Annotated in this window: 20 protein-coding genes and 1 pseudogene; 18 read left to right on the plus strand and 3 right to left on the minus strand. The window is 63.1% G+C overall.

All coding sequences use genetic code 11. From position 1 onward, the window contains the following. The 4 genes and pseudogenes from JHD73_RS29085 to JHD73_RS10745 all read left to right on the plus strand — a co-directional run. A pseudogene (locus JHD73_RS29085) lies at positions 1–81 on the plus strand (response regulator); the annotation flags it as partial. Between the two features lie 45 nt (positions 82–126). Further along, positions 127–672 (plus strand): chemotaxis protein CheW, encoded by a 546-nt coding sequence (locus tag JHD73_RS10735; protein ID WP_199030276.1) that lies wholly within the window; start codon positions 127–129, stop codon positions 670–672. Between the two features lie 270 nt (positions 673–942). Next, positions 943–3,171, plus strand: coding sequence for a methyl-accepting chemotaxis protein (locus JHD73_RS10740; protein WP_199030277.1), 2,229 nt, complete (start codon positions 943–945; stop codon positions 3,169–3,171). A 103-nt stretch (positions 3,172–3,274) separates the two neighbouring features. Further along, on the plus strand, positions 3,275–9,430 hold the full coding sequence (locus JHD73_RS10745) for an Hpt domain-containing protein (RefSeq protein ID WP_199030278.1): 6,156 nt from the start codon (positions 3,275–3,277) through the stop codon (positions 9,428–9,430). 80 nt (positions 9,431–9,510) lie between these two features. On the opposite strand, the gene JHD73_RS10750 is transcribed toward JHD73_RS10745, so the two are convergent. Together JHD73_RS10750 and JHD73_RS10755 are read right to left on the minus strand one after the other, a co-directional pair. Beyond that, complete coding sequence (locus JHD73_RS10750; RefSeq protein ID WP_199030279.1) at positions 9,511–10,200, minus strand: hypothetical protein; 690 nt, start codon at positions 10,198–10,200, stop codon at positions 9,511–9,513. A gap of 55 nt (positions 10,201–10,255) precedes the next feature. Next, positions 10,256–11,803: a deoxyribodipyrimidine photo-lyase gene (locus tag JHD73_RS10755; RefSeq protein WP_199030305.1), complete on the minus strand. Its 1,548-nt coding sequence runs from the start codon at positions 11,801–11,803 to the stop codon at positions 10,256–10,258. Between the two features lie 111 nt (positions 11,804–11,914). On the opposite strand from JHD73_RS10755, the gene JHD73_RS10760 reads away from it, so the two are divergent. From JHD73_RS10760 to JHD73_RS10790, 7 genes are all read left to right on the plus strand, one after another. Then, positions 11,915–12,667: a 16S rRNA pseudouridine(516) synthase gene (locus JHD73_RS10760; protein ID WP_199030280.1), complete on the plus strand. Its 753-nt coding sequence runs from the start codon at positions 11,915–11,917 to the stop codon at positions 12,665–12,667. Between the two features lie 82 nt (positions 12,668–12,749). After that, positions 12,750–13,322, plus strand: a complete 573-nt coding sequence (locus JHD73_RS10765; RefSeq protein WP_199030281.1) for a YqgE/AlgH family protein — start codon at positions 12,750–12,752, stop codon at positions 13,320–13,322. Beyond that, complete coding sequence (ruvX, locus tag JHD73_RS10770) at positions 13,315–13,758, plus strand: Holliday junction resolvase RuvX (protein ID WP_199030282.1); 444 nt, start codon at positions 13,315–13,317, stop codon at positions 13,756–13,758. Before JHD73_RS10765 ends, ruvX begins: the two co-directional genes overlap by 8 nt. Continuing rightward, positions 13,755–14,273 (plus strand): bifunctional pyr operon transcriptional regulator/uracil phosphoribosyltransferase PyrR, encoded by a 519-nt coding sequence (gene pyrR / locus JHD73_RS10775; protein WP_199030283.1) that lies wholly within the window; start codon positions 13,755–13,757, stop codon positions 14,271–14,273. The genes ruvX and pyrR overlap by 4 nt, the downstream gene beginning before the upstream one ends. Before the next feature lie 68 nt (positions 14,274–14,341). Next, positions 14,342–15,316, plus strand: a complete 975-nt coding sequence (locus JHD73_RS10780) for an aspartate carbamoyltransferase catalytic subunit (RefSeq protein ID WP_199030284.1) — start codon at positions 14,342–14,344, stop codon at positions 15,314–15,316. A gap of 10 nt (positions 15,317–15,326) precedes the next feature. Beyond that, entirely contained in the window at positions 15,327–16,604 is a 1,278-nt protein-coding gene (locus tag JHD73_RS10785) for a dihydroorotase (RefSeq protein ID WP_199030285.1), read from the plus strand. Then, positions 16,591–17,388, plus strand: a complete 798-nt coding sequence (locus JHD73_RS10790) for a 1-acyl-sn-glycerol-3-phosphate acyltransferase (protein WP_199030286.1) — start codon at positions 16,591–16,593, stop codon at positions 17,386–17,388. Before JHD73_RS10785 ends, JHD73_RS10790 begins: the two co-directional genes overlap by 14 nt. Here the strand turns inward: JHD73_RS10790 and JHD73_RS10795 are convergent. Continuing rightward, complete coding sequence (locus JHD73_RS10795) at positions 17,385–18,251, minus strand: symmetrical bis(5'-nucleosyl)-tetraphosphatase (protein ID WP_199030287.1); 867 nt, start codon at positions 18,249–18,251, stop codon at positions 17,385–17,387. The genes JHD73_RS10790 and JHD73_RS10795 overlap by 4 nt on opposite strands. A gap of 224 nt (positions 18,252–18,475) precedes the next feature. Between JHD73_RS10795 and rfbB the strand changes: the two genes are divergently transcribed. From rfbB to JHD73_RS10830, 7 genes are all read left to right on the plus strand, one after another. Further along, entirely contained in the window at positions 18,476–19,543 is a 1,068-nt protein-coding gene (gene rfbB / locus JHD73_RS10800; protein WP_199030288.1) for a dTDP-glucose 4,6-dehydratase, read from the plus strand. Next, positions 19,533–20,468, plus strand: a complete 936-nt coding sequence (gene rfbD, locus JHD73_RS10805; RefSeq protein ID WP_199030289.1) for a dTDP-4-dehydrorhamnose reductase — start codon at positions 19,533–19,535, stop codon at positions 20,466–20,468. Before rfbB ends, rfbD begins: the two co-directional genes overlap by 11 nt. Next, positions 20,461–21,345, plus strand: coding sequence for a glucose-1-phosphate thymidylyltransferase RfbA (gene rfbA, locus JHD73_RS10810; protein WP_199030290.1), 885 nt, complete (start codon positions 20,461–20,463; stop codon positions 21,343–21,345). Before rfbD ends, rfbA begins: the two co-directional genes overlap by 8 nt. Positions 21,346–21,359: 14 nt before the next feature. Then, positions 21,360–21,929, plus strand: coding sequence for a dTDP-4-dehydrorhamnose 3,5-epimerase (rfbC, locus tag JHD73_RS10815; protein ID WP_199030291.1), 570 nt, complete (start codon positions 21,360–21,362; stop codon positions 21,927–21,929). Between the two features lie 76 nt (positions 21,930–22,005). After that, positions 22,006–23,421: a mannose-1-phosphate guanylyltransferase/mannose-6-phosphate isomerase gene (locus tag JHD73_RS10820; protein WP_199030292.1), complete on the plus strand. Its 1,416-nt coding sequence runs from the start codon at positions 22,006–22,008 to the stop codon at positions 23,419–23,421. 1 nt (position 23,422) lies between these two features. Further along, positions 23,423–24,244: an ABC transporter permease gene (locus JHD73_RS10825; RefSeq protein ID WP_199030306.1), complete on the plus strand. Its 822-nt coding sequence runs from the start codon at positions 23,423–23,425 to the stop codon at positions 24,242–24,244. A 5-nt stretch (positions 24,245–24,249) separates the two neighbouring features. Then, positions 24,250–25,017 carry an ABC transporter ATP-binding protein gene (locus tag JHD73_RS10830; protein ID WP_368735531.1) on the plus strand — a complete coding sequence of 256 codons (768 nt, stop codon included), beginning with the start codon at positions 24,250–24,252 and terminating at the stop codon, positions 25,015–25,017. Positions 25,018–25,030 lie beyond the last annotated feature (13 nt).

Below are 25,030 nucleotides of genomic sequence, written 5' to 3' on the forward strand. Positions count from 1 at the left end.
CGCCAGGGCGCGTCGGACTACATCGTCAAGCCGGTCAAGGCTGAAGAGTTGCTGGATAAGATCGCCAAGCTGCCGCAATAAGCTAGGCCAGCCGCCGACCCGGAACACCACGGACAAGAGCCAGACGTGAACGAACCGCGCACCAACCTGACCTCCCGCCAGCGCCTGCATGAATACCAGACGATGCTGGCACGGCGCCTGCAAGAGGCGCGCGCCAAGTCGTCGACAGAGAGCTTCCTGGGCGTGCAGATCGGCGACCAGCACTGGCTGCTGTCGCTGTCGGATACGGGCGAGGTGCTGGACTACCAGCCGCCCGCACGCGTGCCGCTCACGCAGCCGTGGTATCTGGGCCTCGTGAATGCGCGGGGCAACTTGCTGGGTGTGATCGATTTCAGCCTGTTCTGCGGCGAAGCGCCGACGGCGGGCAGTGCCGGCGCCAAGATCGTGGTGCTGTCCAAAGACCCGCAGCGCGCGTGCGCGATCGTCGTGCCGCGTGTGGCGGGGCTGCGCAGCCTGAGTGATCTGCAGCCGGTCGAGGCCGCACAGGACGAGAGCCGCCTATGGCAAGGCCGCGCCTGGCGCGATGCGCAGGGCACGCTCTGGCGCGAAATGGATGTGCGCCGCTTGCTGGCCGATCCGGCTTTCCTGCAGGTGGGTCGCACCCGCGCTTAAGGCGTGCGGCAACCGTAGTGCTAGACCCGGCCGCAGGATTGGCTGGGCAACGAACAAGAAAAGATTGGGCTCATCCGCAACGGGAGCGGATGGGCACAAGGGGCAAGATGCGGTGCGTGGTGCGGCAACAGGACGCGCCATTTTGTGCCGATATGCACTGCAGAAGGTGCGGACCACGCCGGGCAAGACAAGGCGAGGCCGCGGACGGGAAATCCATGTTGCTGATCTCGGGAAAACGGGGCGGCCGCATCGACAAAACAAGAGGGTCCTATGGGGTTCAAGTGGTTCAACGCAGGTCGCCGTGCCGGTCAGGCAGGGGCGCCGGAGGTTGCAGCGGAGGGCGCATCAGCCGCCTCCATGCAGTTGGATAACCCCCACGTGGATGACGACAATCCCGCTGGCTCGCCCACGCAGTTGGGCCGCACGCCAATGGATGCCGTGGTCGGCTGGATGGAGCGCGTGCCGTTTGCCGCGCAGCAGCGGGTGTTCACGATCGGCCTGGTGGTCGGCCTGCTGGCCCTGCTGACGTCGGTGTACCTGGATAACCGCCAGGCCAACAACGGCTCGGTGCAGATTGAAATTGCGGGTGACACGCTGATGCACTCGCAACGTCTGGCCAAGGCGGTTCCGGTGGCGTTGCTTGGTAACGTCAACGCATTTACGCAGCTCAAGGAGAGCCGTGCTCGCCTGCAGGAAAACCTTGAAGCCCTGAAGAACGGCAACGCCGATCGCGGCGTGCGTGCCACGACCGGCAGCGACTCAGAAGCGCTGCTCGACAAGGCGATCGACGAGTGGAAGCGCAGCGACAAGAGCGCCCAGGCCGTGCTGTCGCAAGAGAAGACCCTGGTGGCGGTGGGTAAGACGCTGAACGTGTTCAACGCGTCCAACCCCGAGCTGCTGGAAGAAGCCGAGCAGATCTCGTCGATGAAGCTGCAGACCAACGCGCCGGCCCGTGAAGTGGCCGCTTCGTCGCAGCTCGTGATGTTGACGCAGCGTCTGGGTAAGAACATGAACGAGTTCCTGGCCGGTGAAGGCGTGAACCCGGAAACGGCGTTCCTGCTCGGCAAGGACACCAACACCTTCCGCGAAACCCTGAACGGCCTGCTCAACGGCTCGGAAGCGCTGCGCCTGTCGCCTGCGACCGACCCCGAGACCAAGGGCTACCTGCAAGAGCTGTCGACCCGTTTCGACAACGTGCAGAAGACCACGCAGATCATTCTGGAAAACCTGCCGGGCCTGATCGCCGCCAAGCGCGCCCAGCAGCAGATCTTCAACGACAACGAAAAGCTGCGCGCCGAACTGTCGGATCTGCAATCTGCGTATTCGAGCAGCGTGCGTAACCGCCCGCTTACCCTGGGTGCGGTGGTGCTGTCGGCCATCCTGACCGTGGTCTGCTTGGCCGGCCTGGCTGCCCTGTACCTGCGCGATTCGCGTGTGCGTACGATGGAAGCAGAAGCGCGTCAGCGTGAAGCGGAAGAACGCCGGATGGTGGAAAAGCGCAACAACGATTCCACCCAGGCCGCCATTCTGCGTCTGATGAACGAGCTGCAGGACATCGCAGACGGTGACTTGACCAAGCAGGCCACCGTGTCCGAAGACATTACCGGCGCCATTGCCGACTCGGTGAACTACACCGTGGAAGAACTGCGCGAGCTGGTCGGCCGGGTGCAGAAGACGGCGGAGCAGGTGACGCAGGCATCGTCGGCAGTGCAGACCACGTCGGACAGCCTGGTGACCGCATCGGAAGAACAGTCCCGCCAGATCCGCCAGACCGGCCAGTCGGTGGTGGAAATGGCAGACCGCATTACGCAGGTCTCGCGCGGCGCTGCTGAATCGGCCAACGTTGCACGCGCCTCGCTGGCTGCTGCCGAGCAAGGTCAGCAGGCTGTGCAGAACGCCATCACGGGCATGAACGACATCCGTGACCAGATTCAGGAAACCTCGAAGCGGATCAAGCGCCTGGGCGAATCGTCGCAGGAGATTGGTGAAATCGTGGAGCTGATCTCGGACATTACCGAGCAGACCAACGTGCTGGCACTGAACGCAGCCATTCAGGCGGCGTCCGCTGGTGAAGCCGGTCGCGGTTTCTCGGTGGTGGCAGAGGAAGTGCAGCGCCTGGCAGAACGTTCTGCCGAGGCAGCCAAGCAGATCGGTGCGCTGATCCGCACGATTCAGACCGATACGCAAGACGCGGTGCACGCCATGGAGCGCAGCACGGCGGGGGTGGTGGAAGGGGCGAAGCTGTCCGATAACGCCGGTGCCGCACTGGTGGAGATCGGCCGCGTGTCACGCCAGCTTGCCGAACTGATTGAAAGCATTTCGCAGACGACCTCGCACGAAGCGACGCTGGCGTCTGACGTGGCGCAGAACATCGAACAGATTCTGCACATCACGGAACAGACGTCGACGGGTACGCGCCAGACCGCGCAGTCGGTGCGCCAGCTCACGCAGCTTGCTGAAGAGCTGCGTGACTCGGTGGCACGGTTCCGTATCGCTTAAGTTTCGTCACTGCTTGACGTCACGGCGTTAAGGTCCATCGTCGGCACTGGATTTCGGGCGGGAGTGCCAAGCGGCAACCGCCAACTGCATTTTGGAAGCACACATGCGTCATCAATCTTCCGCCCAGCCCGAATCCGCCTCGCCTGAGGCGGTTGGAGTCTCTGCCGGGGGTCCGAAATTCGGCCCGAAGTCTGCTGTGCCTGCGCGTGATCTTTCCGCGTTGGCCTGGGTTGCGCCCAATATGCGTGCCGCGCTGGACGATGCCGTACGCGAGTTCGGCGAATATGCGGCCGATGTCATCGCCAACCCAGAAGTTATCGGCGCGCGCGATACCACTTCGCTGCGCCTGGCCGGCCAGTATCTGCACCAGGCCGCCGGCGCGCTGTTGATCGTCGGCCTACGCGGCATCGAGGTGTATTGCCAGGCCGCCAAGCGCCTGCTCGAAGCGGTCGATGCGGGTACCGTGCAGGCCGATGCACATACGCTGGACGTGTTCTCGCGTGCCGTACAGGCACTGCAGGAATATGTGGCCGACCTGATGGCCGGCATGGCCGAAGAGCCGCTGCGCCTGTTCCAACCGTATCAAGCCGTGCTCGCCCGCCTGGGCGAAGAACGCATCCATCCGGCGGACCTGTGGGCCGACGAACTGCGTCACCTGCCGGCGCTGTTATTGCCGTCTCGTGATCTGCCGGGGCTGGCCCGCCTGCGCCGCAAATTCGAACTCGCGCTGCTGACGGCGCTACGTGCGCCGGCCCCCGGTGCTGAAGGCGCACAGGCCGATCCGGCCGCTGCTGCCGCGGCGTATGCTCCGTTGGAGCAGCTGCTGCACGGCATCCGCGCGCTTGAGCGTGAGCCGCGCCGTGCCGGCGACGATCTGCAGCGCGATCTGTGGCTCGTGCTGGCGCTGACCTTCGGCGCGCTGCGTGCCGGGTTGGTGCCGGCCGATATGACCGCCAAGCGTCTGGCTGCGCGCGTCAACCTGTTGCTGCGCCAGTACTCGCACAACAACGTCCACCTGCCGCAGGGCCTGCTGACCGACGCACTGTATCTGCTGGCTGGCATGGCCTACAGCAATGCGCCCGCCACGCCGGTGGGTGACGACACGCTGGGTCCGGACATCGTTGCCTGCGTGCAAGCCTTTGCAATTCCGCCCACGCACGCGCCTGCCGGTGCACTGCATACGCGCCAGTACTACGCGCTGCTGCCGACCGATGCCACCGATACGCTGCAACGTGTGGGCCGCACCCTGGAAACACTCAGCCAGCAAGCCGAGCCCGACGCCGAGGAAACCGACGCCGCGCTGCAGACGCTCGCGCTGCATACCGAGGCACTGGGCCAGCCCGCGCTGCAGGATCTGTCGCAGCGCCTGGCGCAAGCGCACGGCCGCGACATCGCCCCCACACTGCAGTTCCTCTCGCGCATGCTGGCCCGTCCGTGGGCACTGCATGGTGAGTCCGGCGACCTGCGCAGCGCGTGGTTTGCCGCCCGCTGCACCGAGTTGGCCGAGCAAGTCCGTGCCACCCAAGCCGGCGACGCCGTCCCCGCACCGGCCTGGCTGTCCCTGCTGGCTGACGAAACCGCACAACGCCGTACGCGCGCCGAGCAGGTACGCGCGCTGCAGACGCAACTGGCCTCGGCCGAAACACACCTGGACGCCTTTGAGCGCGAGGGCGAGCAAAGCGGAGGCCTGCAGGAGGCCAGCCGCCTGTTCGGCTACATGCAGGGCGCCTTTGCCACCATGGATGCGTACGAGGCCGTGCACGCCACCCAGGCCGCCCAATCGACCATTGCCGCGCTGGAATCGGCAGGCGAGGGCGCGGGTGCTGATCGCGAACGCTATCTGGGTGCGCTGGCCGCTAACGCCAGCGGCCTGCAGGGCTTCCTTGATGCGCTGTCGGCCGGTACTGAACTGACCGGCACGCAGATCGACGAGATCGTCATCGCAGGTACGCTCACGCCAACCGAGCGCGAAACCGCCTGGCACGAATTTGCCTTTGACGCAGAATCCGGCATGTTGGCCCGCCGTCAAACGCAGGCCGACGCACACGCCGCAGAGCATGCGGCTGCCGCCGACGTCGCATCGCCGCTGCAATCGCTGCTCGACCGCCTGCTCGCCAAGCATCCGGTGGACCCGACCGACCCGCTGGCCGCCGAGTTGCGTACCGCGCTGCAGGAAGCGCGCGACGCTGCCGCCATTGACGACGACCCGGCACGTCGCCGCCGTCTGGAAGAGGCGCTGGCGCAATTTGACGCATGGCAGGTTGGCAGCGCCGGCGCGCTGGAACGCCTGCAGGTTGCGCTGGCCACACCGGTTGCCGCACCGGCCGAAGCTGCATCCGCACCAGCCGCCGCTGCACGCGACACGCAATCCATCGATGCCGAACTGCTCGACATCTTCCTGTCCGAAGCCGAAGAAGTGCTGGCGGGGGTGCGCTCCGATCTGCACGCGCTGCACGCCGCGGCCGAGGCAGGCTCCGGCGGCCTGGCCGCGGGCTCCGACCTTGACCTGCTGACGCAACTGCGTCGCGCATTCCACACACTCAAGGGCTCGGGCCGCATGGTTGGCCTCACCCGCTACGGCGAGGCCGCATGGGCCATCGAGCAGGTGATGAACGTGTGGCTGGCGGAGAGCCGCGTGCCCTCACACGATCTGGCTGCGCTGCTCACCCGCGCGGAATCCGAGTTGTCGACGTGGGCGACTGCCATTGCGCAATCGCCGCAAGCGGATCACCCGATCGAGCCGCTTGTTGCCGCCGCCGAGCGCGTGCGCCACGGTGGTCCGTTCGTCTGGCTGGAGGCCGTGCAGGAAACGCCCGCACCGACGGCGGAGCCCGTGGCTGCTTTGGTGGAGGCTGCCGAGCCGGCCAATGACGCATCTTCCCTGGTCTGGGAAGACGCGCCCGTCGCGCACGAGCCCGAAGCGCCTCACGTCGAGTCCGAAACGCTGCCTGCCGAGTTCGGAGCCTCGAACGTCGGGTACGAAGCCTTGCATGTCGAGTCGGAAACCTCTCGCGCCGAGTCTGAGACCCCGAGCATCGAGTCCGAAACGTCGCACGCCGAGTTCGACGCCTCGCATGTCGCGTCGGGAACTTCGCAGGCCGGGTTCGAAACCCCGAATGTCGAGTCCGGAACCCCGCCCGCTGAGTCTGAGACTCCAAGCATCGAGCCCGAAACGCCGCACACGGAGTTCGAAACACCGGCACACGCTATCGATGGCGATGCCAAGGTGATCCCGTTCCCGTTTGCGCAGACCGGCGCAGCGGAAGAAGCACCGCACGACGATGGCGTGAAGGTCATCGGCCCCGTGCGCGTGAGCGTGGCGCTGTACAACGTCTACCTGCAGGAAGCCGATGATCTGATCCGCCGCCTGGGCGTGGATTTTTCGGAATGGCGCCACGAAGGCCGTACGCCGCCGAGCGAGCTGGCCCTGCGCGCCGCACACACGCTGCAAGGCAGCTCCGCCGTGGTCGAACTGGAGCCCGTACGCCAGTTGGCGGATGCGTTGGAGCAGGTGCTGCTGAACCTGAACAGCCGTCCGGTGGCCATGCACCCGGGCGACTTCCGTCTGCTCGACCAGGCGGTCGAACGCATGCGTGGCATGCTGCACCAGTTTGCCGCCAGCGTCTGGCCGGAGGCTGACGAGCCGCTACGCCGCGGTCTAGACGAGCTGTGCGAGCGCGTGCTGGTGCGTCCGCGATTGCCGCTGGAGCCTGCGCCGCAAGCCTTTGTCGAGATCACTCAGGCCGAGAACGAAACCGCTGGCCTGGCGGACGAACCCGTCCTTGCGCAACTCCAGCAGCCTCAGGACTTGGTGCAACTCGCACCGGCCTATCACGCGCCCGTGGCCGAACCGGCTGTCGGTGAGCTGGTTCGCCAGGCGCCGGCTGACGCGCTCGATCCGGCGCTGCTGGAAATCTTCCTGGAAGAGGCGCACGTTGCGCTGCCCGAACTCGGCCAGCACCTGCGCGCATGGGAAGCCGCACCGCAGGATCGCGCTGCCTCCGGCCTGCTGCTGCGTAACCTGCACACCGTGAAGGGCAGCGCTCGCATGGCGGGCGCCATGACGCTGGGTCAGGCTGCGCACGAAATGGAAAGTGCCATCGAGAGCGGCCTGCGCCAGAACCGCGTGGACGACGCGCTGTTCCGCAAGCTCTACATGTGGTTCGACCGCATCCAGGCGCACGTCGATGCGCTGGGCTCGGGCAAGGTGCTGTCGCTCGATGCCGGCCTGGCTGAAGCTGCGGAAGCCCCGCAGGCGCAGGATGAAACCCAGGCGGTGCCCGGCACGTCGATGCTGCCGGCCGTGGCCACCACCACCAACGTTGACCTGGCCGGCACGCGCAGCGCAGAAGCCGACGCGCTGGAAGTGGCCGAACGCCAGCGCGCCATGGTGCGCGTGCAGGCGCGAGCGCTCGACTCGCTCATCAACGATGCGGGTGAAGTCGGTGCCGCGCGTGCGCGTCTGGAATCGGAAGTCGATGCGCTCAAGACCTACCTGTCGGAACTGAACGACAACGTGGCGCGTCTGCGCTCGCAGGTGCGCGAGATCGAAATCCAGGCCGAAACGCAGATGGAGTCGCGCATTGCCGACGCGCAAGCGCACGCCGAAGCCTTCGATCCGCTGGAGTTCGACCGCTTTACGCGCCTGCAGGAACTCACGCGGATGATGGCCGAGTCCGTCAACGACGTGGCAACCGTGCAGCAGAACTTGTTCCGCGGTTTCGATCAGGCCTCGCTCGATCTGGAAACGCAGGCACGCCTCACGCGCGGCCTGCAGCGCAGCCTGATGCGCGCGCGCATGGTGCAGTTCGATACCGTGGCCGACCGCCTGTACCGCGTGGCCCGTCAGGCCGCGTCGGAAACCGGCAAGGAAGTCCGCCTGTTTATCAAAGGCGGTACGGTGGAACTGGACCGCAGCGTGCTGGACCGCATGGGCGGCCCGCTGGAGCACATGATCCGCAATGCCGTCGCGCACGGCATCGAATCCGCCGACGAGCGCCGCGCCAAAGGCAAGAACCCCGCTGGTGAACTGACGCTGGAAGTGCAGCAGGAAGGCAACGAAGTCGTGCTGCACTTTGTCGATGACGGTGGGGGCCTGAACCTCGACCGCATCCGCGCCCGTGCGCTGGAGCGCCAGCTGCTGGCGCCGGACGAAGAGGCCAGCGACGCACGCCTCACAGAGATGATCTTCACGCCGGGCTTCTCCACCGCCGATCAGGTGTCGGAGTTGGCCGGCCGTGGCGTGGGCATGGACGTGGTGCGTGCCGAGACAGTGGCCCTGGGTGGCCGCATCTCGCTGCAGACCACGCCGGAAGTCGGCACGCGCTTCACCATCCACCTGCCGCTGACCACCGCCATTACCCAGGTGCTGCTGGTGCGTGTGGGTGAGCGCGTGTATGCGATCCCGTCGGGCATGATCGACCACGTGCAGCAACTGCGCCCCGCAGCGCTGGCCGAGGCTTACAACGCTGCGGCGCTGCAACTGCCGACCGGCCCGGTGCCGTTCCACTACTTCGGCGCGCTGCTCGAAGAGGCGCAGCCTGTCGCGGGTGGCCGCAAGTACTCGCCGGCGGTGGTGGTGCGCAGCGGTGCAGACCGCGCCGCCGTGCATGTCGATGAAGTGATCGGCAACCGTGAAGTGGTGGTCAAGCACATCGGCCCGCACCTTGCGCGTCTGGAAGGCATTGCCGGTGCGACCACGCTGGGTGACGGCGAGATCGTGCTGATCTACAACCCGGTCGTGCTCACGCAACGTTTCGAGCGTGAAGCCGCTGCGCTCGGTTTGCCGCATGGCGATCAGGAAACCACCGGCGCCGTGGCGGAACTCTCGCGCAGTGGCAGCACGGATGCCGTGCCGGGGCTGGCCACGCAGCCGATCGTCATGGTGGTCGACGATTCGCTGACGGTGCGCAAGGTCACGCAGCGTTTGCTCACGCGTTCGGGCTATCAGGCCGTGCTGGCGCGTGACGGTGTGGATGCACTGCGTCAGCTGCAGGAGATCACGCCTGACGCCATGCTGGTCGACATCGAAATGCCGCACATGGACGGCTTCGACCTCACGCGCAACGTGCGTGCCGACGAGCGTATCGGCGCCACGCCAATCATCATGATCACCTCGCGTACGGCGGATAAGCACCGCCGCTATGCCGCGGAGATCGGCGTGAACGTCTACCTCGGCAAGCCGTACAACGAAGAGGAGTTGCTGCAGCACCTGCGCAACCTGATCGGCGATCGCGCGCCGGTGGCCAACGCGGGTTGACGTAATCCGTCGCAGCAAAGACAACGGGCCGGTGTTCTACCGGCCCGTTGTCATTTGCAAGGCATGTGCCTGTCAGGCGGTCACTTCGACTTGGCCAGCTTGGCGCAGTCCCAGCCGTGCGTGCGGATCTTGGCGAGTTGGTCGGTCGCCGGCGTGCGCCATGCGTTAGGCAACGTGCAGGTGAGATGCGATGGGCGCTTGCTGCTCGTGTCGTCGGGTTCGGGCCTGTCGGGCGGCACGTAGTCGGAGCGCACCTCCCCGGTGAGGGCATTGACGCTGTAGCGCTCCTGCAGGCCCGTCATGGTGTCTCGTGAGTGGAGGGTCCAGCCGGCGACGACCCAGCGGCCGTCCCGCATCGTGAATACCCAGTCTTCGCCCCAGCGCTCGCGCGAGCCACCCAGGTTGCTCACGAACAGCGAGCCGCGCTTGATCTCCAGCGCAACAAGCGGGTCCGCGATCATGCCGCCGCACTCCTGGCACATGGTGATGTCGTTACTGGCCAGCGACAATTTGCCGCCGGTATAGAAGCGCATGCGGCGGTCGCCGTCCGGGTTGTTCTTGGGCGTGAGCACGTCGACGCAGACATCGACCGTGTCGGGTTTGCCGATCGGGCCGCGCACGCTGCGCTCGACCGTGTAACCGGCATCGGGGGCTGCGCAGGTTTTGGGGGCATCGCTGTTGACCGCAGCATGCGCCGGGCCAGACATCAGGCAACCCGTTGCCATCGCCACGATGGCCAACAGCGGGGTACAACGTTGCATCATGCGCATTGCGCATCTCCGTGGACAAAAACGCGCAGCAGTATCGCGTAGCGCGCTCAAGCTGTCACGAGCGCTGGTGCAGTGCCGCTGCCTCCGCGCCGGAGGTGCGCTCGGCCTTGGTGACCGCATAACGGTCGAGCGTGGCAGCGCGTGCGCCGGCATGGTCGACGATGGGGTGTGGGTACGTTTCGCCAAGCACGACGCCTGCTTCCTTCAGTACATTGGCAGGCGCCGTCCACGGTGCATGGATGAACTTGTCAGGCAGCCCGGCGAGCTGCGGCAGGTACTTGCGGATGAAGCGGCCTTGCGGGTCAAACTTCTCCGATTGCGTGACCGGGTTGAAGATGCGAAACCACGGCTGCGCATCGCACCCACTCGATGCAGCCCACTGCCAGCCGCCGTTATTGGCAGCGAAATCGAAGTCGTTGAGCACGTCGGCAAAGTACTGCTCACCGCGACGCCAGTCGATGCCAAGGTCTTTGATGAGAAAGCTGGCTGCCACCATGCGCAGGCGGTTGTGCATGTAGCCGCTCTGGAAGATCTGCAGCATGGCGGCATCCACCAGCGGGTAGCCGGTGCGCGCGGCTTTCCAGGCTTCGAAGCGCGCGTCGCCGGTTTCGCCATCAACCCAGCGGATGCGGTCGAATTCCGGGTGGAATGAGGCGCCATCGGCCAGGTCTGGGCGGTGGTGCAGGATCATGAAATAGAAGTCGCGCCAGATGAGTTCCGACAGCCACGTCGCCGCGCCACGGCTGCCGCGCAGCATGGCCGCATGCGCGCGCGCTGCCAGTGTGCGGATCGACACGGTGCCAAAGCGCAGATGCGTCGACAGGTAGCTCGGCCCACGCACGGCGGGGAAGTCGCGGCGAGCGTGGTAGTCGTCCATGCGGTCTTCGAAATCGTCGAGCAGTGCTGCGCCCCCGGACATGCCGGTGGGCAAGGCGATCTCCGAAAGGTTGGTGTGCGCGAAGCCCATGGCTTCCAGCGACGGTGTGGCGTGCGCGAGTGCCTGTGGCGGCTTGGCCAGCGCGCCGAAGTAGGGCTCGGTTGGGTACGCGCGCAGATCGAACGGCGTGAGCGCGGCCAGCCAGGCGTTCTTGTAGGGGGTGAAGACACCGTACGGCTTGCCCTGGCCGTTGAGCACCTCGTCGCGCTCAAAGATCACCTGATCCTTGAAGTCGAACCAGGCGCAAGGCTGCTGCGCGAGCGTTTTGCGCACGGCCTCGTCACGGGCCTGGGCGGCGGGCTCTTCATCGTGGTTGGCGAAAACAGCCTCAACGTTGAGCTGGCGCGCGAGCGCGGGAATGGCGTGGCGCGGGTGGTCGTGTACGACGATGAGCTCGCCGCCGGCTTCGCGCAGGGCGGTGCGCAGCTCCTCGATGGATGCGCGGATGAACTCGATGCGGCGGTCTGCCATGAGCCCGCGCGCGAGCAGCGCATCGAGGATGTCGCGATCGAATACGAACACGCAATAGACTTCGCGGCAGTGGCGCAGGGCATAATGCAGCGCCGCGTGGTCAACGTGCCGCAGATCGCGCCGGAACCAAACGAGTCCGCGCTGGAAATGTGCTCCGATGTGATAGGGCTGGCGGTTTCCGGTGGTAGGCGGCATCGGGCAGAGTCGGCTGGTCTGGAGATTGGCCGAGAGCGTATCGCAAAACGCCCGGCGAAACCCGGCAAAATCTGGCAAACCGCGCCGCATTCTTCTCTTCATGTTGTTGTCATGGCTGATTCTTCTGCTCGTCTTCCGCTGTATCGCATTCTGCAATCCCAAGGCTTCGGCACGCGCCGCTATTGCAAGGACCTCGTGCTCGCGGGGCTGGTGTTCATCAATGACGTCGAGATGGAAGACCCCGACGCGCTGGTTGATACCGCAGGCCTGGTGCTGGACGTGGACGGCGAGCGCTGGACGTACCATGCCCGTGCCTACCTGATGATCAACAAGCCGGCCGGCGTGGAGTGCTCGCAAAAGCCGAAGCATCACCCGAGCGTGTACACGCTGCTGCCGGTGCCGCTGCGCGAGCGTGGCGTGCAGTGCGTGGGTCGGCTCGACCAGGACACCACCGGCCTTCTGCTGCTGACCGACGACGGCCAGTTCGTCCACACGCTCACCAGCCCGCGCCATCAGGTGCCTAAGGTGTATGAGATCACCACCGCCGAGCCGGTGACCGACGCGCAGGTCGCCCAGTTGTGTGCCGGCGTGCTGCTGGACGACGAGGATGAAAACGTTATCGCTGCCTGGGCCGAGCGCGTGGACACGCACCACCTGCGCATGGCGCTCACGCAAGGCAAGTACCACCAGGTCAAGCGCATGGTGGCCGCTGCCGGCAACCATGTGACCGGGCTGCACCGGAGCGCCATCGGTGGGCTGTCGCTGGGCGACGATCTGGCCCCCGGCGAATGGCGCTGGCTGGACGCCGCCGACATCGAAGCGCTGCACACCACGCCGGAGCGTCAGAACGCCCCGGGTGCGTGATCCGGCACAAAATCCTTACCCCGGAAGCAGGCTCCTCCAAATGAAAGGGGCGATGGCCGGGGGCTTTTGGTAAACTAGTCGCATGGCCTCGCCGGACGCACCTATCAATCTCACGAATCAGTTCCTGATCGCTATGCCTGGCATGGCGGACTCCACGTTTTCGGGCACGGTGGTGTACATGTGCGAGCACAACGAGCGCGGCGCGCTCGGCCTCGTCATCAACCGCCCCATCGACATCGACTTGGCGACGCTGTTCGACAAGATCGATCTCAAGCTCGAAATCCACCCCCTCGCAGAACAGCCCGTGTACTACGGCGGCCCGGTGCAGACCGAGCGCGGCTTTGTGCTGCATGACGCCACGGGCGCGTACTCGTCGTCGCTGGCGGTGCCGGGCGGACTGGAAATGACCACCTCCAAGGATGTGCTGGAAGCTGTGGCCCAGGGCGGCGGGCCGCAGCGCTTCATCCTGACGCTCGGGTATGCCGGTTGGAGCGCCGGCCAACTGGAAGACGAACTCAGCCGCAACGGCTGGCTGACGGTCCAGGCCGACCCCGAGGTCATCTTCAATGTGCCTGCTGAAGAGCGGTTTGCCGCTGCGCTGAACCTGCTTGGCATCAACCCCGCCATGCTGTCGGGCGAGGCAGGGCATGCCTGAGCCCGCATCGGCGACGGGTCCGGCCACCGCTCCCGTGCCCCCAGACGGCACTCTGCTGGCATTCGATTACGGCGAAAAGCGTATTGGCGTTGCGTTAGGCAATACGATTTCGCGTTCGGCTCGGGCGCTGGAAACCATTCCCAACCGCTCGGTCGACTTCCGCTTTGCGCAGATTGCGCGCCTGATCGACGAGTGGCAGCCAGTCGGTTTCGTGGTCGGCATGCCTGTGCATCCCGATGGCGATGAGCAGCCGATGATCAAGCTCGCCAAGCGCTTCGGCAATCAATTGCACGGCCGTTATGGCCTGCCGGTCACCTGGGTAGACGAGCGTTATTCTTCGATCGCCGCACAGGATGCCGGCGCCTCCGACGATGTGCTCGACGCAGAAGCCGCGCGCATCATCCTCCAACAGTTCTTCGACGAATCACACGCATGACATCGCAACAGATCGATGCCGAGGCGCTGTACCAGAGCCTCGTCGCACAACTGCGCACACGGATGGCCGACGGCCATGCCTGGTCGGTGGCCGGAATCGTCAGCGGCGGCGCCTGGATTGCCAAGCGACTGGCGCATGACCTAGGCCTGCCGGAATACGGCGTGGTCAACGTGGCCATGCATCGCGACGATTACGCCAAGAAGGGCCTGCACGCCAAGGCCCAGCCGACCACGCTGCCGTTCGATGTGAACGAGCGCCGCATTTTGCTGGTGGACGACGTGCTGGCCAGCGGCCGCACCATCCGCGCCGCCATCAACGAGCTGTTCGACTACGGCCGTCCGGGCGCGGTGGAACTGGCTGTGCTGGTCGACCGCGGCGAGCGTCAACTACCGGTTGCCCCGGACTACATCGGTGAGCGCGTTACGCTGCCAGCCAACGAGTCGCTCGTGCTGAGCGAATCCGGTGAGGGCGCCTCCGCACGCTTTACCTTCACGCGCGAGCCCAAGGGTGCCTGAGTTCGCGCGCTGTATCGCTTCTGTTCTGTACTGACCGCTTTCGTCGCCTTCTGCCGTATCTGTCTCTCATGCCCAAGACTTTCGCCAATCCGCAGCTCACGAAAAACGGCGAGCTCAAGCACCTGCTGTCGATCGAGGGGCTGTCGCGCGACATCCTCACGCACGTGCTGGACACCGCGCAGCAGTTCGTTTCCGTATCGGATTCCGACCGCGAGGTGAAGAAGGTGCCGCTGCTGCGCGGCAAGAGCGTGTTCAACCTGTTCTTCGAGAACTCCACGCGCACGCGCACCACGTTCGAGATTGCGGCCAAGCGGCTGTCGGCGGACGTGATCAACCTGAACATCAACGCGTCGTCCACCAGCAAGGGTGAGTCACTGCTCGATACGATCAACAACCTGTCGGCCATGCAAGCCGACATGTTTGTCGTGCGGCATGCAAGCTCCGGTGCGCCGTATCTGATTGCGGAGCACGTTGCGCCGCACGTGCACGTGATCAACGCAGGCGATGGCCGTCATGCGCACCCCACGCAGGGGTTGCTCGACATGTTCACCATCCGCCACTACAAGAAGGATTTCTCCAACCTGACGGTGGCGATCGTCGGTGACATCCTGCACTCGCGTGTGGCGCGTTCCGATATCCATGCGCTGACGACGCTGGGCTGCGCCGAGGTGCGCGCCATCGGCCCGCGCACGCTGCTGCCGGGCGGCCTGGAGCACATGGGCGTGCGTGTCTTCCACAACATGGAAGAGGGCCTCAAGGGCGTGGACGTGGTCATCATGCTGCGCCTGCAGAACGAGCGCATGAGCGGCGCGCTGCTGCCGTCTGCGCAGGAATACTTCAAGGCGTACGGCCTGACGCAAGACCGCCTCGCACTGGCCAAGCCCGACGCCATCGTCATGCACCCTGGCCCGATGAACCGCGGCGTGGAGATCGACTCCGCCGTGGCCGACGGCGTGCAATCGGTAATCCTGAACCAGGTGACGTTCGGCATTGCGGTGCGGATGGCCGTGATGGGCATCGTGGCTGGCAACAACGAAGAATAAAGACTGACCGATGAAACTGCATATCAAAGGCGGCCGCCTGATCGACCCGGCCAACGGCATCGACGCACAACAGGACTTGTACATCGCTGCGGGCAAGGTGGTCGGCGTCGGCCACGCACCGGCGGATTTCCATGCCAACAAGACGGTCGACGCGACAGGTTTGATCGTCAGCCCGGGCTTCATCGACCTGTCTGCCCGTTTGCGCGAGCCAGGTTTCGAATACAAGGCGACGCTCGAATCGGAAATGACCGCAGCCATGGCCGGTGGTGTGACGTCGCTGGTGTGCCCGCCGGACACCGACCCCGTGCTGGATGAGCCGGGCCTGGTCGAGATGCTCAAGTTCCGCGCGCGCAACCTGAACCAGGCGCACGTGTATCCGCTGGGCGCGCTCACTGTTGGCCTGAAAGGCGCGGTGCTGACCGAGATGGCCGAGCTGACTGAATCGGGCTGCGTCGGCTTTTCGCAGACCGATGCGCCGATGGCTGATACGCAGGTGCTGATGCGCGCGCTGCAGTACGCGCGGACCTTTGGCTTTACCGTCTGGCTGCGCCCCGAAGATCCGTACCTGGGCAAGGGCGGCGTGGCGGCAAGCGGCCCGCTGGCGTCTCGCATGGGCCTCTCCGGCGTGCCGGTGATTGCCGAGACTGTGCGCCTGCACACCATCTTCGAACTGATGCGCAGCACCGGTGCGCGCGTGCATTTGTGCCGCCTGTCGTCGGCTGCTGGACTCGAACTCGTGCGCGCTGCCAAGGCGGAAGGCCTGCCGGTCACGTGCGACGTAAACGTCCACCACATCTCGCTGACCGACGTTGACATCGGCTACTTCAATTCGCAGATGCGCTTTGTGCCGCCGCTGCGCTCAGGGCGCGACCGCGACGGCATTGTGCGCGCGCTGGCCGACGGCACCATCGACGCGATCTGCTCCGATCACACCCCCGTGGACGACGACGAGAAGCTGCTGCCGTTTGCGGAGGCCACGCCCGGTGCGACCGGCCTCGAAACCCTGCTGCCGCTGACGCTGCGCTGGGCCGCCGAACACAAGGTCGAGCTGTCGAAGGCGCTTGCCCGCATTACCAGTGAACCGGCGCGCGTGCTGGGTTTGCAGGCGGGCTCGCTGGAGGTCGGTGCGATGGCCGATGTGTGCGTGTTCGATCCGCACGCCACCTGGAAGGTCGAGCCACGCAGCCTGCGCAGCCAGGGCAAGAACTCGCCGTACCTGGGCTTCGAACTGGCAGGCCGCGTGCGCGCCACGCTGGTTGCCGGCCACCTTGCCTATGACGGGCATTGATCAGCGCATGGAAAGCGCACCCACTGGGGTGAGCACACCGCAGCGAAAACACCTGCTGCGCAAGCTGCGGTTGCTCGTGCATCTGGCTGAGGGCCTGACCACGTGTGCGCTGCTGTTCTGGTGGGTACGCCCTAGCACCAGGCGGGCGCTGATTCAGCGCTGGTCGCGCAAGCTGCTGGCGCTGTTTCGCGTCTCGCTCGTCGTGCATGGCGAGCCGGCCGAGCCGCACGATCTGGCGGGTTCGATGCTGGTGTCCAACCACGTGTCGTGGCTCGATATCTACGCAATCAACGGCTGGCACCCGCCGCGCTTCGTCGCCAAGTCGGAAATCCGCAGTTGGCCGGTGATTGGCTGGCTGTGTGCGCAGACTGGCGTACTGTTCGTTGAGCGCGCCCGCAAGCGTGACGCACACCGCATCATGCACGTGATCGCCGATGCACTGCGCAGCGGGGATGCGATCTGCGTGTTTCCCGAAGGGACGACGTCGGACGGGCTGCAACTGCTGCCGTTCCACGCCAACCTGTTCCAGGCGCCGGTGACCGCCGCCGCCCCGATCCGCCCCTTGGCGTTGCGCTATCGCATTGCTGCCACCGGCGAGTTGACGACCATTCCCGCGTACATCGGCGATCTGTCGATGATGGATACGATCAACGCCATCCTGAACGGGCCACCGTTAGTGGTGGAGGTGCTCGTGGGTGCCTCTGTGGCCCCAGAGATGGACCGCCGTTCACTGGCTGCGCACAGCCAGGACGCTGTCGCGGCGCTGATCGAACGCGCAGGCTAGGCCGCCTGAGAGTTTTTCTGGTGAGCGAGCGGGTCTTGCGCCTGCTCGCACGCGACCTGCACCACATCGCGCTCTGCTGGCGCCAGCGAAAGTTTCGCTGCTGACAGCTTTCCGCCCCACACGCACCCGGTATCCAGGCCGATCAGGTCATCGCGCATAACCAAACCACGCGTGGACCAGTGTCCGAAAACGATGGGCGTGCCGCGTGTGCGGCGACCCGGCACATCGAACCACGGCATGTGACCGTCGGGCGCACCTTCGGCGTCTGTCGTCTCAAACTCCATCGCGCCATCTAGCGTGCAGAAGCGCAGGCGGGTGAGGGCGTTGATCGTCAGGCGCAGGCGGTCCATGCCGACGAGATCATTGCTCCACTTGGCAGGATGGTTGCCGAACGCGTCGGCCAGGAAGGTTTTCCAATGTGCGCTACGCAACTCGCGCTCTACGGCGCTCGCCAGTTCCAGCACGTCGCCCGTCGTCCATTGCGGCAGAACGCCGGCGTGCACCATCAGGAAACCGTTCTCGAAGATGGCCAATGGCTGGTGCCGTAGCCAGTCGATGAGTTGATCACGATCGGGTGCAGCCAGGATTTCGGCAATGGTGTCGCGCTTGCCCGGCTTGCGCACGCCGGCCGCCACAGCCAGCAGGTGGATGTCGTGGTTGCCGAGCACCGTGCGTGCGCGACCGGCTTCGCAGAGGGCGATGACTTGCCGTAGCGTGCCGAGAGAGTCAGGGCCACGGTTGATCAGGTCGCCTACGAAGCGCAGTGGCGCGTTGGCTGGCAGGGCGGCCAGGAGGGACTGGAGAGGGGCGCAGCAGCCTTGGAGGTCGCCGATGGCGTGGGGGGGAGGCAACGCAATGGGCATGTGATGCTAAGGGCGTATTTTGAGAGATTGAGGAGGGAACGCCTCACCTGTTACAACGCGCTACAAAAAGATCAGGCCCTTTGGCAGGGTGCGCCCTGGGGTCGGATAGAATACGCGACTTCTCACCATACTTAACAATTCCGCTGCCCTTCATCGGGTGTATCGAGCCGCTGTCGGTCGTGTGCTGCGGGCTCCCGGCGTGGCGGCAGGCAGGAGCTTTGAGTTTGTCTCATATTTTCGTTACCGGCGGAGCTGGATTCATTGGCGGCAATTTTGTTCTGAATTGGTTGGCCGATCCTCGGGCGAGCGGTATCGTCAACATTGACAAGCTGACCTATGCTGGCAATCGTAAGACGCTGGCCCCGGTTGACAGCGATCCGAGGCACGTTTTTTCCCAGACGGATATCTGCGATCGCATAGCCTTGGATGGGCTGTTTGCCAAGTACCGGCCGCGCGCGGTGGTCCACTTCGCCGCTGAAAGTCACGTGGACCGCTCCTTGCACGGCCCGGCCGAATTCATTCAGACTAATATCGTCGGCACTTTCACCTTGTTGGAGGCCGCGCGAGCCTATTGGGTTGGGCTCGAGGCTAACGCCAAGGCGGTGTTCCGGTTCCTGCATATTTCGACGGATGAGGTATTTGGCTCGCTGGGGCCCAACGATCCGCAGTTCTCGGAAACCACACCTTATGCACCCAACAGCCCATATTCCGCCTCGAAGGCAGCTTCGGATCATTTGGTGCGCGCATATCACCATACATACGGCCTGCCGGTTCTGACGACTAACTGCTCGAACAACTACGGGCCATATCACTTTCCGGAAAAGCTGATCCCACTGACAATTGCCAACGCGCTTGGTGGCAAGTCGTTGCCCGTCTACGGCGATGGTCAAAATGTGCGTGACTGGCTATATGTGAGCGATCATTGTGCAGCTATCCGTGAAGTGCTCGCGCGAGGGCGACTGGGCGAGACGTACAACATCGGCGGCTGGAACGAGAAGACAAACCTGGAAGTCGTGCATATGCTGTGCGAACTGTTGGATCAGCTCCAACCGAAGGCAACCGGCGGCTCGTATCGCAACCAAATAGTTTTTGTGAAGGACCGCCCAGGGCATGATCGGCGCTACGCTATTGATGCGCGCAAGCTGGAACGAGAACTCGGTTGGAGGCCCAAGGAGACGTTTGAGACAGGGCTGCGCAAGACGGTTCAGTGGTACCTAGATAACCAGGCTTGGGTGCACGATGTGATGTCGGGCGAGTACCGGAACTGGGTGGCGAAGCAGTATGCAGCATAAGGCGCACTCTGTTCCGAAGCTTCTTGTCACGGGCAGCAACGGCCAAGTCGGCTTTGAGCTCCGCCGTAGCCTCGCCCCGCTAGGCGAGGTAATTGCGCTGGATCGAGCCGCGTGCGACTTGGCACAATGGGATGAGCTGCGCCGGGTGGTACGCGAACACCGTCCCGACGTGATTGTCAATGCGGCCGCTTACACGGCAGTAGATGAGGCCGAAAAAGACTCATGCGCTGCATTTGCTGTTAACGGCACCGCCGCTGGTGTACTCGCCGAAGAGGCGCGCGCACTGGGTAGCCTACTTGTGCACTACAGCACAGATTACGTTTTCGACGGCACCAAGGCGACCGGAGCCTATGTTGAGACCGACGCGGTCAATCCGCAGTCTGTCTACGGTAAGAGTAAGCTGGCGGGCGAGCGGGCGATTGCAACATCAGGCGTTGCAGCGCTGGTATTGCGCACCTGCTGGGTGGCTGGCGCACACGGCCGCAATTTCGCCAAAACTATGCTGCAGCTGGGGCGCGAGCGCGACAGCCTGCGCGTGATTTCCGACCAATTCGGTGCTCCGACAACCGCGGCGTTGATCGCTGATGTGACGGCGCAGATCGTCGCGCGCTTCTTGCTGGCGGCGGATCGCTCTGCTTTTCCCGGGGGCGTCTACCATCTGGCAGCGGCTGGCGAGACCACGTGGCATGGCTACGCTACCGAGGTGCTGCGCTATGCAGCGGCGAGCGGCATGGTGCTCAAAGTTGACCCTGGGGCGATCACTGCGATCCCCGCGACCGAATATCCGTTGTCAGCCCCACGGCCGGCTAATTCGCGCCTCGATTCCAGTAGGCTGCGTGAGACCTTCGGCATCCATCTACCGGACTGGCGCCAGGGCGTCCATTTTTTGCTCGACCAGATCCTCTGGGACCCCGACCATGCGTAAAGGCATCATTTGGGCCGGAGGTTCCGGCACTAGGCTTTATCCGATAACCCGGCCGGTATCCAGGCAACTGCTGCCGGTTTACGACAAGCCGATGATCTACTATGTACTGTCGACGCTCATGCTTGCGGGGATTCGCGATATCTTGGTGATCTCGACCCCTGAGGACACGCCGCGCCTTACTGAGATGCTGGGTGACGGCCGCAAGTGGGGTATCAATCTCCGCTATGCAATGCAGCCGTCACCGGACGGCATGGCACAGGCTTTCATCGTTGACCGCGATTTCGTTGGCAATGATCCATCCACGCTGATTTTGGGCGACAACATTTTCCACGGTCACGATCTAGATCTAGTGCACCAACTTGGCCGCGCAGCCCAGCAGGACACCGGTGCAACGATGCTCGCCTATCACGTTCACGATTCCGAACGCTATGGCGTCGTGGATTTCAATGAAGACTTCCGCGCGCTGTCGATGGAGGAGAAGCCGCTTAAGCCGTGCTCCAACTATGCGATCACTGCCCTTTATTTCTACGACCGTCAGGTCTGCGATATTGCCGCGGATATCAAACTGTCTGCGCGCGGCGAACTGGAGATCACCGACGTCTACAAGCGCTATCTGGAGATGGGGCAGTTGGAAGTGGAGATCATGGGCCGCGGCTATGCCTGGCTTAATACGGGCACGTTCGAGTCTTTGCTGGAGGCAGCTAGCTTTGTCGCCACCTTGCAGAACCGGCAAGGGCTGATGGTGGCGTGTCCCGAAGAAGTCGCCTACCGGAACAAATGGATCGATGCCGACCAAGTGGTCGAACTGGTTGCTCCACCGGCGAAGAATGCATATGGCCGATGTCTGCAGCGTATTCTCTCGGACGCGATCCGATAAGAGATGAGTGCCACATGAAACTGACGGTAACCCCCACCACGCTTCCCGGTGTCCTAGTCCTTGAGCCAAAGGTGTTTGGCGACGAGCGTGGGTTCTTTTTTGAAAGCTTCAATACGAGGGAATTCGTACAAGCCACTGGTTTGCGGCGCGAGTTTGTGCAGGACAACCATTCTCGGTCAGCGCGCAATGTATTACGTGGACTGCATTATCAAGTTCAGCATCCGCAAGGAAAGCTCGTGCGCGTTGTTGCTGGTGAGGTATTTGATGTCACCGTCGATTTGCGGAAACACTCCCCGACATTCGGTCAATGGGTTGGTGTTACGTTGTCTGCGGAGAATAGGCGGCAGTTGTGGGTACCAGAAGGCTTTGCCCATGGATTTGTCGTTACTTCGGATTTTGCAGAATTCCTATATAAGACGACGGATTATTGGTATGCGGAGCACGAGAGAGTGCTTGCATGGAACGACCCCGCATTGGGGATAGAATGGCCGGTTTCCGAATCGCCCGTTCTGGCCGCCAAGGATGCTGCCGGCGGGAAACTTGTTGACGCTGAGATATATGCGACTGCATTGGGAAACGCCTGAGCTAGGCTGGGCTTGCAGTTGGATAGATACTCATCGTACTTTAGATTGTAGATTGATTACCTATTGAGAGGAAGCAGTGAGTTTGATTCCTATTATTCTGTGTGGTGGTGCCGGTTCGCGTCTGTGGCCTGTATCTCGAGAGTCGCATCCGAAACCGTTCATGCGGCTTGCCGACGGTCAAAGCCTGTTGCAGAAGGCGTTCCTGCGGGCAGCAGCACTGCCTGGTGTCAATGAGATTCTCACTGTCACCAATCGGGACCTGTTCTTCAAGGTTGCTGATGAGTACCGCGAAATCAATCGCGATAACCGCGCAACATCATTCATTCTGGAACCATTTGGCCGTAATACTGCTGCCGCGATCGCTTCTGCTGCATTGCGTGTGGCAGAAGTACATGGCCCGAAAGCCATGATGCTGATCCTTGCTGCCGACCATCTGATTGCAAATCAGGATGCGTTTTCCGAGGCGGTTAATAAGGCATTAAGCCTCGCTGGCGAAGGCAAGATCGTTACATTTGGCATTCGCCCTGAGACGCCGGAAACCGGCTACGGGTACATCGAGGCAAATGGCGACAAGGTGCTGCGGTTTGTCGAAAAACCCTCACTTGACAAGGCTCGGGAGTATCTCGAATCCAACCGCTTTCTCTGGAACTCCGGGATCTTCTGCTTTACCGCTGAGAGCATTCTCCGAGAGCTGCAACAGCACTGCCCGCAAATTCTTGAAACGACGCGGGCATGCCTCAAGCAGTCCCGCGTGGCTGAAGGCAACGGTTGGGTGCAGATAGAACTGGAGACGAGGACATTTGGTGCAGTGCCTGAGGACTCGATTGACTACGCGGTGATGGAAAAATGCAGTGAAGCTGCTGTCGTTCCCTGCAGTATCGGGTGGAGCGACATTGGTTCCTGGGCTGCGGTAGGGGACTTGGTCAACCCGGATGGCAATGGAAACCGGGTCGAAGGTGAGGCACTTCTGCACGATGTCTCCAATTGCTATTTGTCGAGCAGTGATCGACTGATCGGCGCAGTAGGCGTGGAAAACCTGATAGTCATTGACACGCCTGATGCGCTGCTGGTGGCCAACCGGGACCGTGCGCAGGACGTCAAGCATGTCTACGCAGAACTTAAGGCGCGAGGCCACGAGGCGCACAAATTGCACCGTACGGTGCATCGTCCATGGGGCACCTATACGATTCTCGAAGAGGGGCCGCGTTTCAAGATTAAGCGTATCGAAGTCAAGCCGGGCGCCAGTTTGAGCCTGCAAATGCATCACCATCGCAGCGAGCATTGGATCGTCGTCAGCGGGATGGCGAAAGTAGTGAACGGTGAGCGCGAACTGTTTGTGAGCACCAATGAATCGACCTATATCCCGGCCGGGCACAAGCATCGCCTTGAGAATCCCGGTGTGGTTGACCTCGTGATGATAGAAGTGCAGAGCGGTGAATATCTTGGGGAAGATGACATCGTTCGCTTTGAGGACAAGTACGGCCGTGCCTGATATGGAAATAGCTGCGGATCGCCGGCCAGATGTCGATCTGGCTCAACATAGCGGTAACGATGACCTGCTGATGGGCGTCTGCGCGGGTCGGATTTGGGGCACGCTCGGATGGCACGATATCAAGCAGCGTTATCGCCGTTCTGTCATTGGGCCTTTCTGGTTCACGCTCAGTACGGCGCTGATGGTGGTCGTCCTTGGGGCGCTATATTCGACGTTGCTGAACCAGGAAATCCGTGACTATCTGCCGTATCTTGCCGTCGGCCTAGTCATATGGCAGTACCTGGGAACCGTTGCAAATGAAGGCTGCATGGCTTTTATTGGGTCGGCATACCTCATTAAACAGATGCGGATTCCTCTGAGCATCCACGTGTGCCGCATTGCCTGGCGTAACTTTGCGATTCTGTTGCACAGCTTGCCGGTGGTGGTAATCCTGCTTGTTGGGTTTGGACGCTGGCCAAAGTGGGAGTTTTTGCTTGTCCCGCTAGGGCTAGGTTTGCTTCTGCTGCACGGCATATGGGTAGGTGTGACGCTCGGCATCCTGTGTGCGCGTTTTCGCGATATTCCACCGATCGTGGCCAATCTGATCCAGATAGTGTTCTTCTTCACGCCAGTCATGTGGTCGCCAGAAATCTTGAAGGGCCGTGCCTGGATTGCTGAGTACAACCCGCTCTACCACCTGATCGAGACGGTTCGCGCGCCGATTACCGGACGTCCCATTCAATGGGAGTCCTGGGTCTGGTCGCTCGGCCTGCTGATGGCCGGCTTCGCACTGGCCCAATTCCTAATGCAGCGTTACCGCAACCGGATACCTTACTGGCTTTAATAACTGTGACTTCATCGATTGTTGCCAAGGAAATCTCGGTCGAGTTTCCGATCTACGAGAATTCTCACCGCTCGCTCAAGAAGGCGGTGTTGAATCTGACCACTGGTGGTCGGATTGGTCAGGACGCGGGGCGGCACGCTGTCGTCACTGCGCTTGACCGGCTGAGTTTTCGCTTTTCCGATGGCGAGCGGATTGGCCTGCTCGGACACAACGGCTCGGGGAAGACGACACTGCTCAGAACATTGTCCGGCGTCTACGCTCCTGTGCGTGGAAAACTCCATATGCGTGGCAAGGTTGCATCATTGCTGGATGTGTCGATGGGTCTGGATCCGGATGCGACAGGCTTCGAGAATATTTATCTTCGCGGCATCCTTGACGGTCTCAAGCCGGCCCGTATTCGAGGCAAGATCGATGAGATAGCCGATTTCAGTGAGTTGGGCGAATACCTGAATCTGCCGGTGCGCACTTATTCCAGCGGCATGATGCTCCGGCTTGCGTTCGCCATTTCGACGAGTGTGGAGGCCGATATCCTTATCATGGATGAGTGGCTGAGCGTGGGCGATGCGGAGTTCAGCGCAAAGGCTACTAAACGACTTGAAGAACTCGTTGGCGCCGCATCCATTCTGGTCGTGGCGACGCACGATCCCACCTTGGTCGAACGCGTCTGCACGCGCAAGATCAGCTTGGAACATGGGCGGATCATCGCGGACGAACCGGTTTTGAGCAAACAGTCCGATGCACTATCTGAATCCATTACGCGGCACTCCGCCTGAAAACGTATCGCGT

The organism is Ralstonia sp. ASV6, from assembly GCF_016429285.1.
GTDB classification, from domain to species: Bacteria; Pseudomonadota; Gammaproteobacteria; order Burkholderiales; family Burkholderiaceae; genus Ralstonia; species Ralstonia flaminis.

Coding starts and splice junctions, on each gene's coding strand:
- JHD73_RS10740 (WP_199030277.1), top strand. CDS start 943: ATGGGGTTCAAGTGGTTCAACGCAGGTCGCCGTGCCGGTCAGGCAGGG.
- JHD73_RS10745 (WP_199030278.1), top strand. CDS start 3,275: ATGCGTCATCAATCTTCCGCCCAGCCCGAATCCGCCTCGCCTGAGGCG.
- JHD73_RS10750 (WP_199030279.1), bottom strand. CDS start 10,200: ATGCGCATGATGCAACGTTGTACCCCGCTGTTGGCCATCGTGGCGATG.
- JHD73_RS10755 (WP_199030305.1), bottom strand. CDS start 11,803: ATGCCGCCTACCACCGGAAACCGCCAGCCCTATCACATCGGAGCACAT.
- JHD73_RS10760 (WP_199030280.1), top strand. CDS start 11,915: ATGGCTGATTCTTCTGCTCGTCTTCCGCTGTATCGCATTCTGCAATCC.
- JHD73_RS10765 (WP_199030281.1), top strand. CDS start 12,750: ATGGCCTCGCCGGACGCACCTATCAATCTCACGAATCAGTTCCTGATC.
- ruvX (WP_199030282.1), top strand. CDS start 13,315: ATGCCTGAGCCCGCATCGGCGACGGGTCCGGCCACCGCTCCCGTGCCC.
- pyrR (WP_199030283.1), top strand. CDS start 13,755: ATGACATCGCAACAGATCGATGCCGAGGCGCTGTACCAGAGCCTCGTC.
- JHD73_RS10780 (WP_199030284.1), top strand. CDS start 14,342: ATGCCCAAGACTTTCGCCAATCCGCAGCTCACGAAAAACGGCGAGCTC.
- JHD73_RS10785 (WP_199030285.1), top strand. CDS start 15,327: ATGAAACTGCATATCAAAGGCGGCCGCCTGATCGACCCGGCCAACGGC.
- JHD73_RS10790 (WP_199030286.1), top strand. CDS start 16,591: ATGACGGGCATTGATCAGCGCATGGAAAGCGCACCCACTGGGGTGAGC.
- JHD73_RS10795 (WP_199030287.1), bottom strand. CDS start 18,251: ATGCCCATTGCGTTGCCTCCCCCCCACGCCATCGGCGACCTCCAAGGC.
- rfbD (WP_199030289.1), top strand. CDS start 19,533: ATGCAGCATAAGGCGCACTCTGTTCCGAAGCTTCTTGTCACGGGCAGC.
- rfbA (WP_199030290.1), top strand. CDS start 20,461: ATGCGTAAAGGCATCATTTGGGCCGGAGGTTCCGGCACTAGGCTTTAT.
- rfbC (WP_199030291.1), top strand. CDS start 21,360: ATGAAACTGACGGTAACCCCCACCACGCTTCCCGGTGTCCTAGTCCTT.
- JHD73_RS10825 (WP_199030306.1), top strand. CDS start 23,423: ATGGAAATAGCTGCGGATCGCCGGCCAGATGTCGATCTGGCTCAACAT.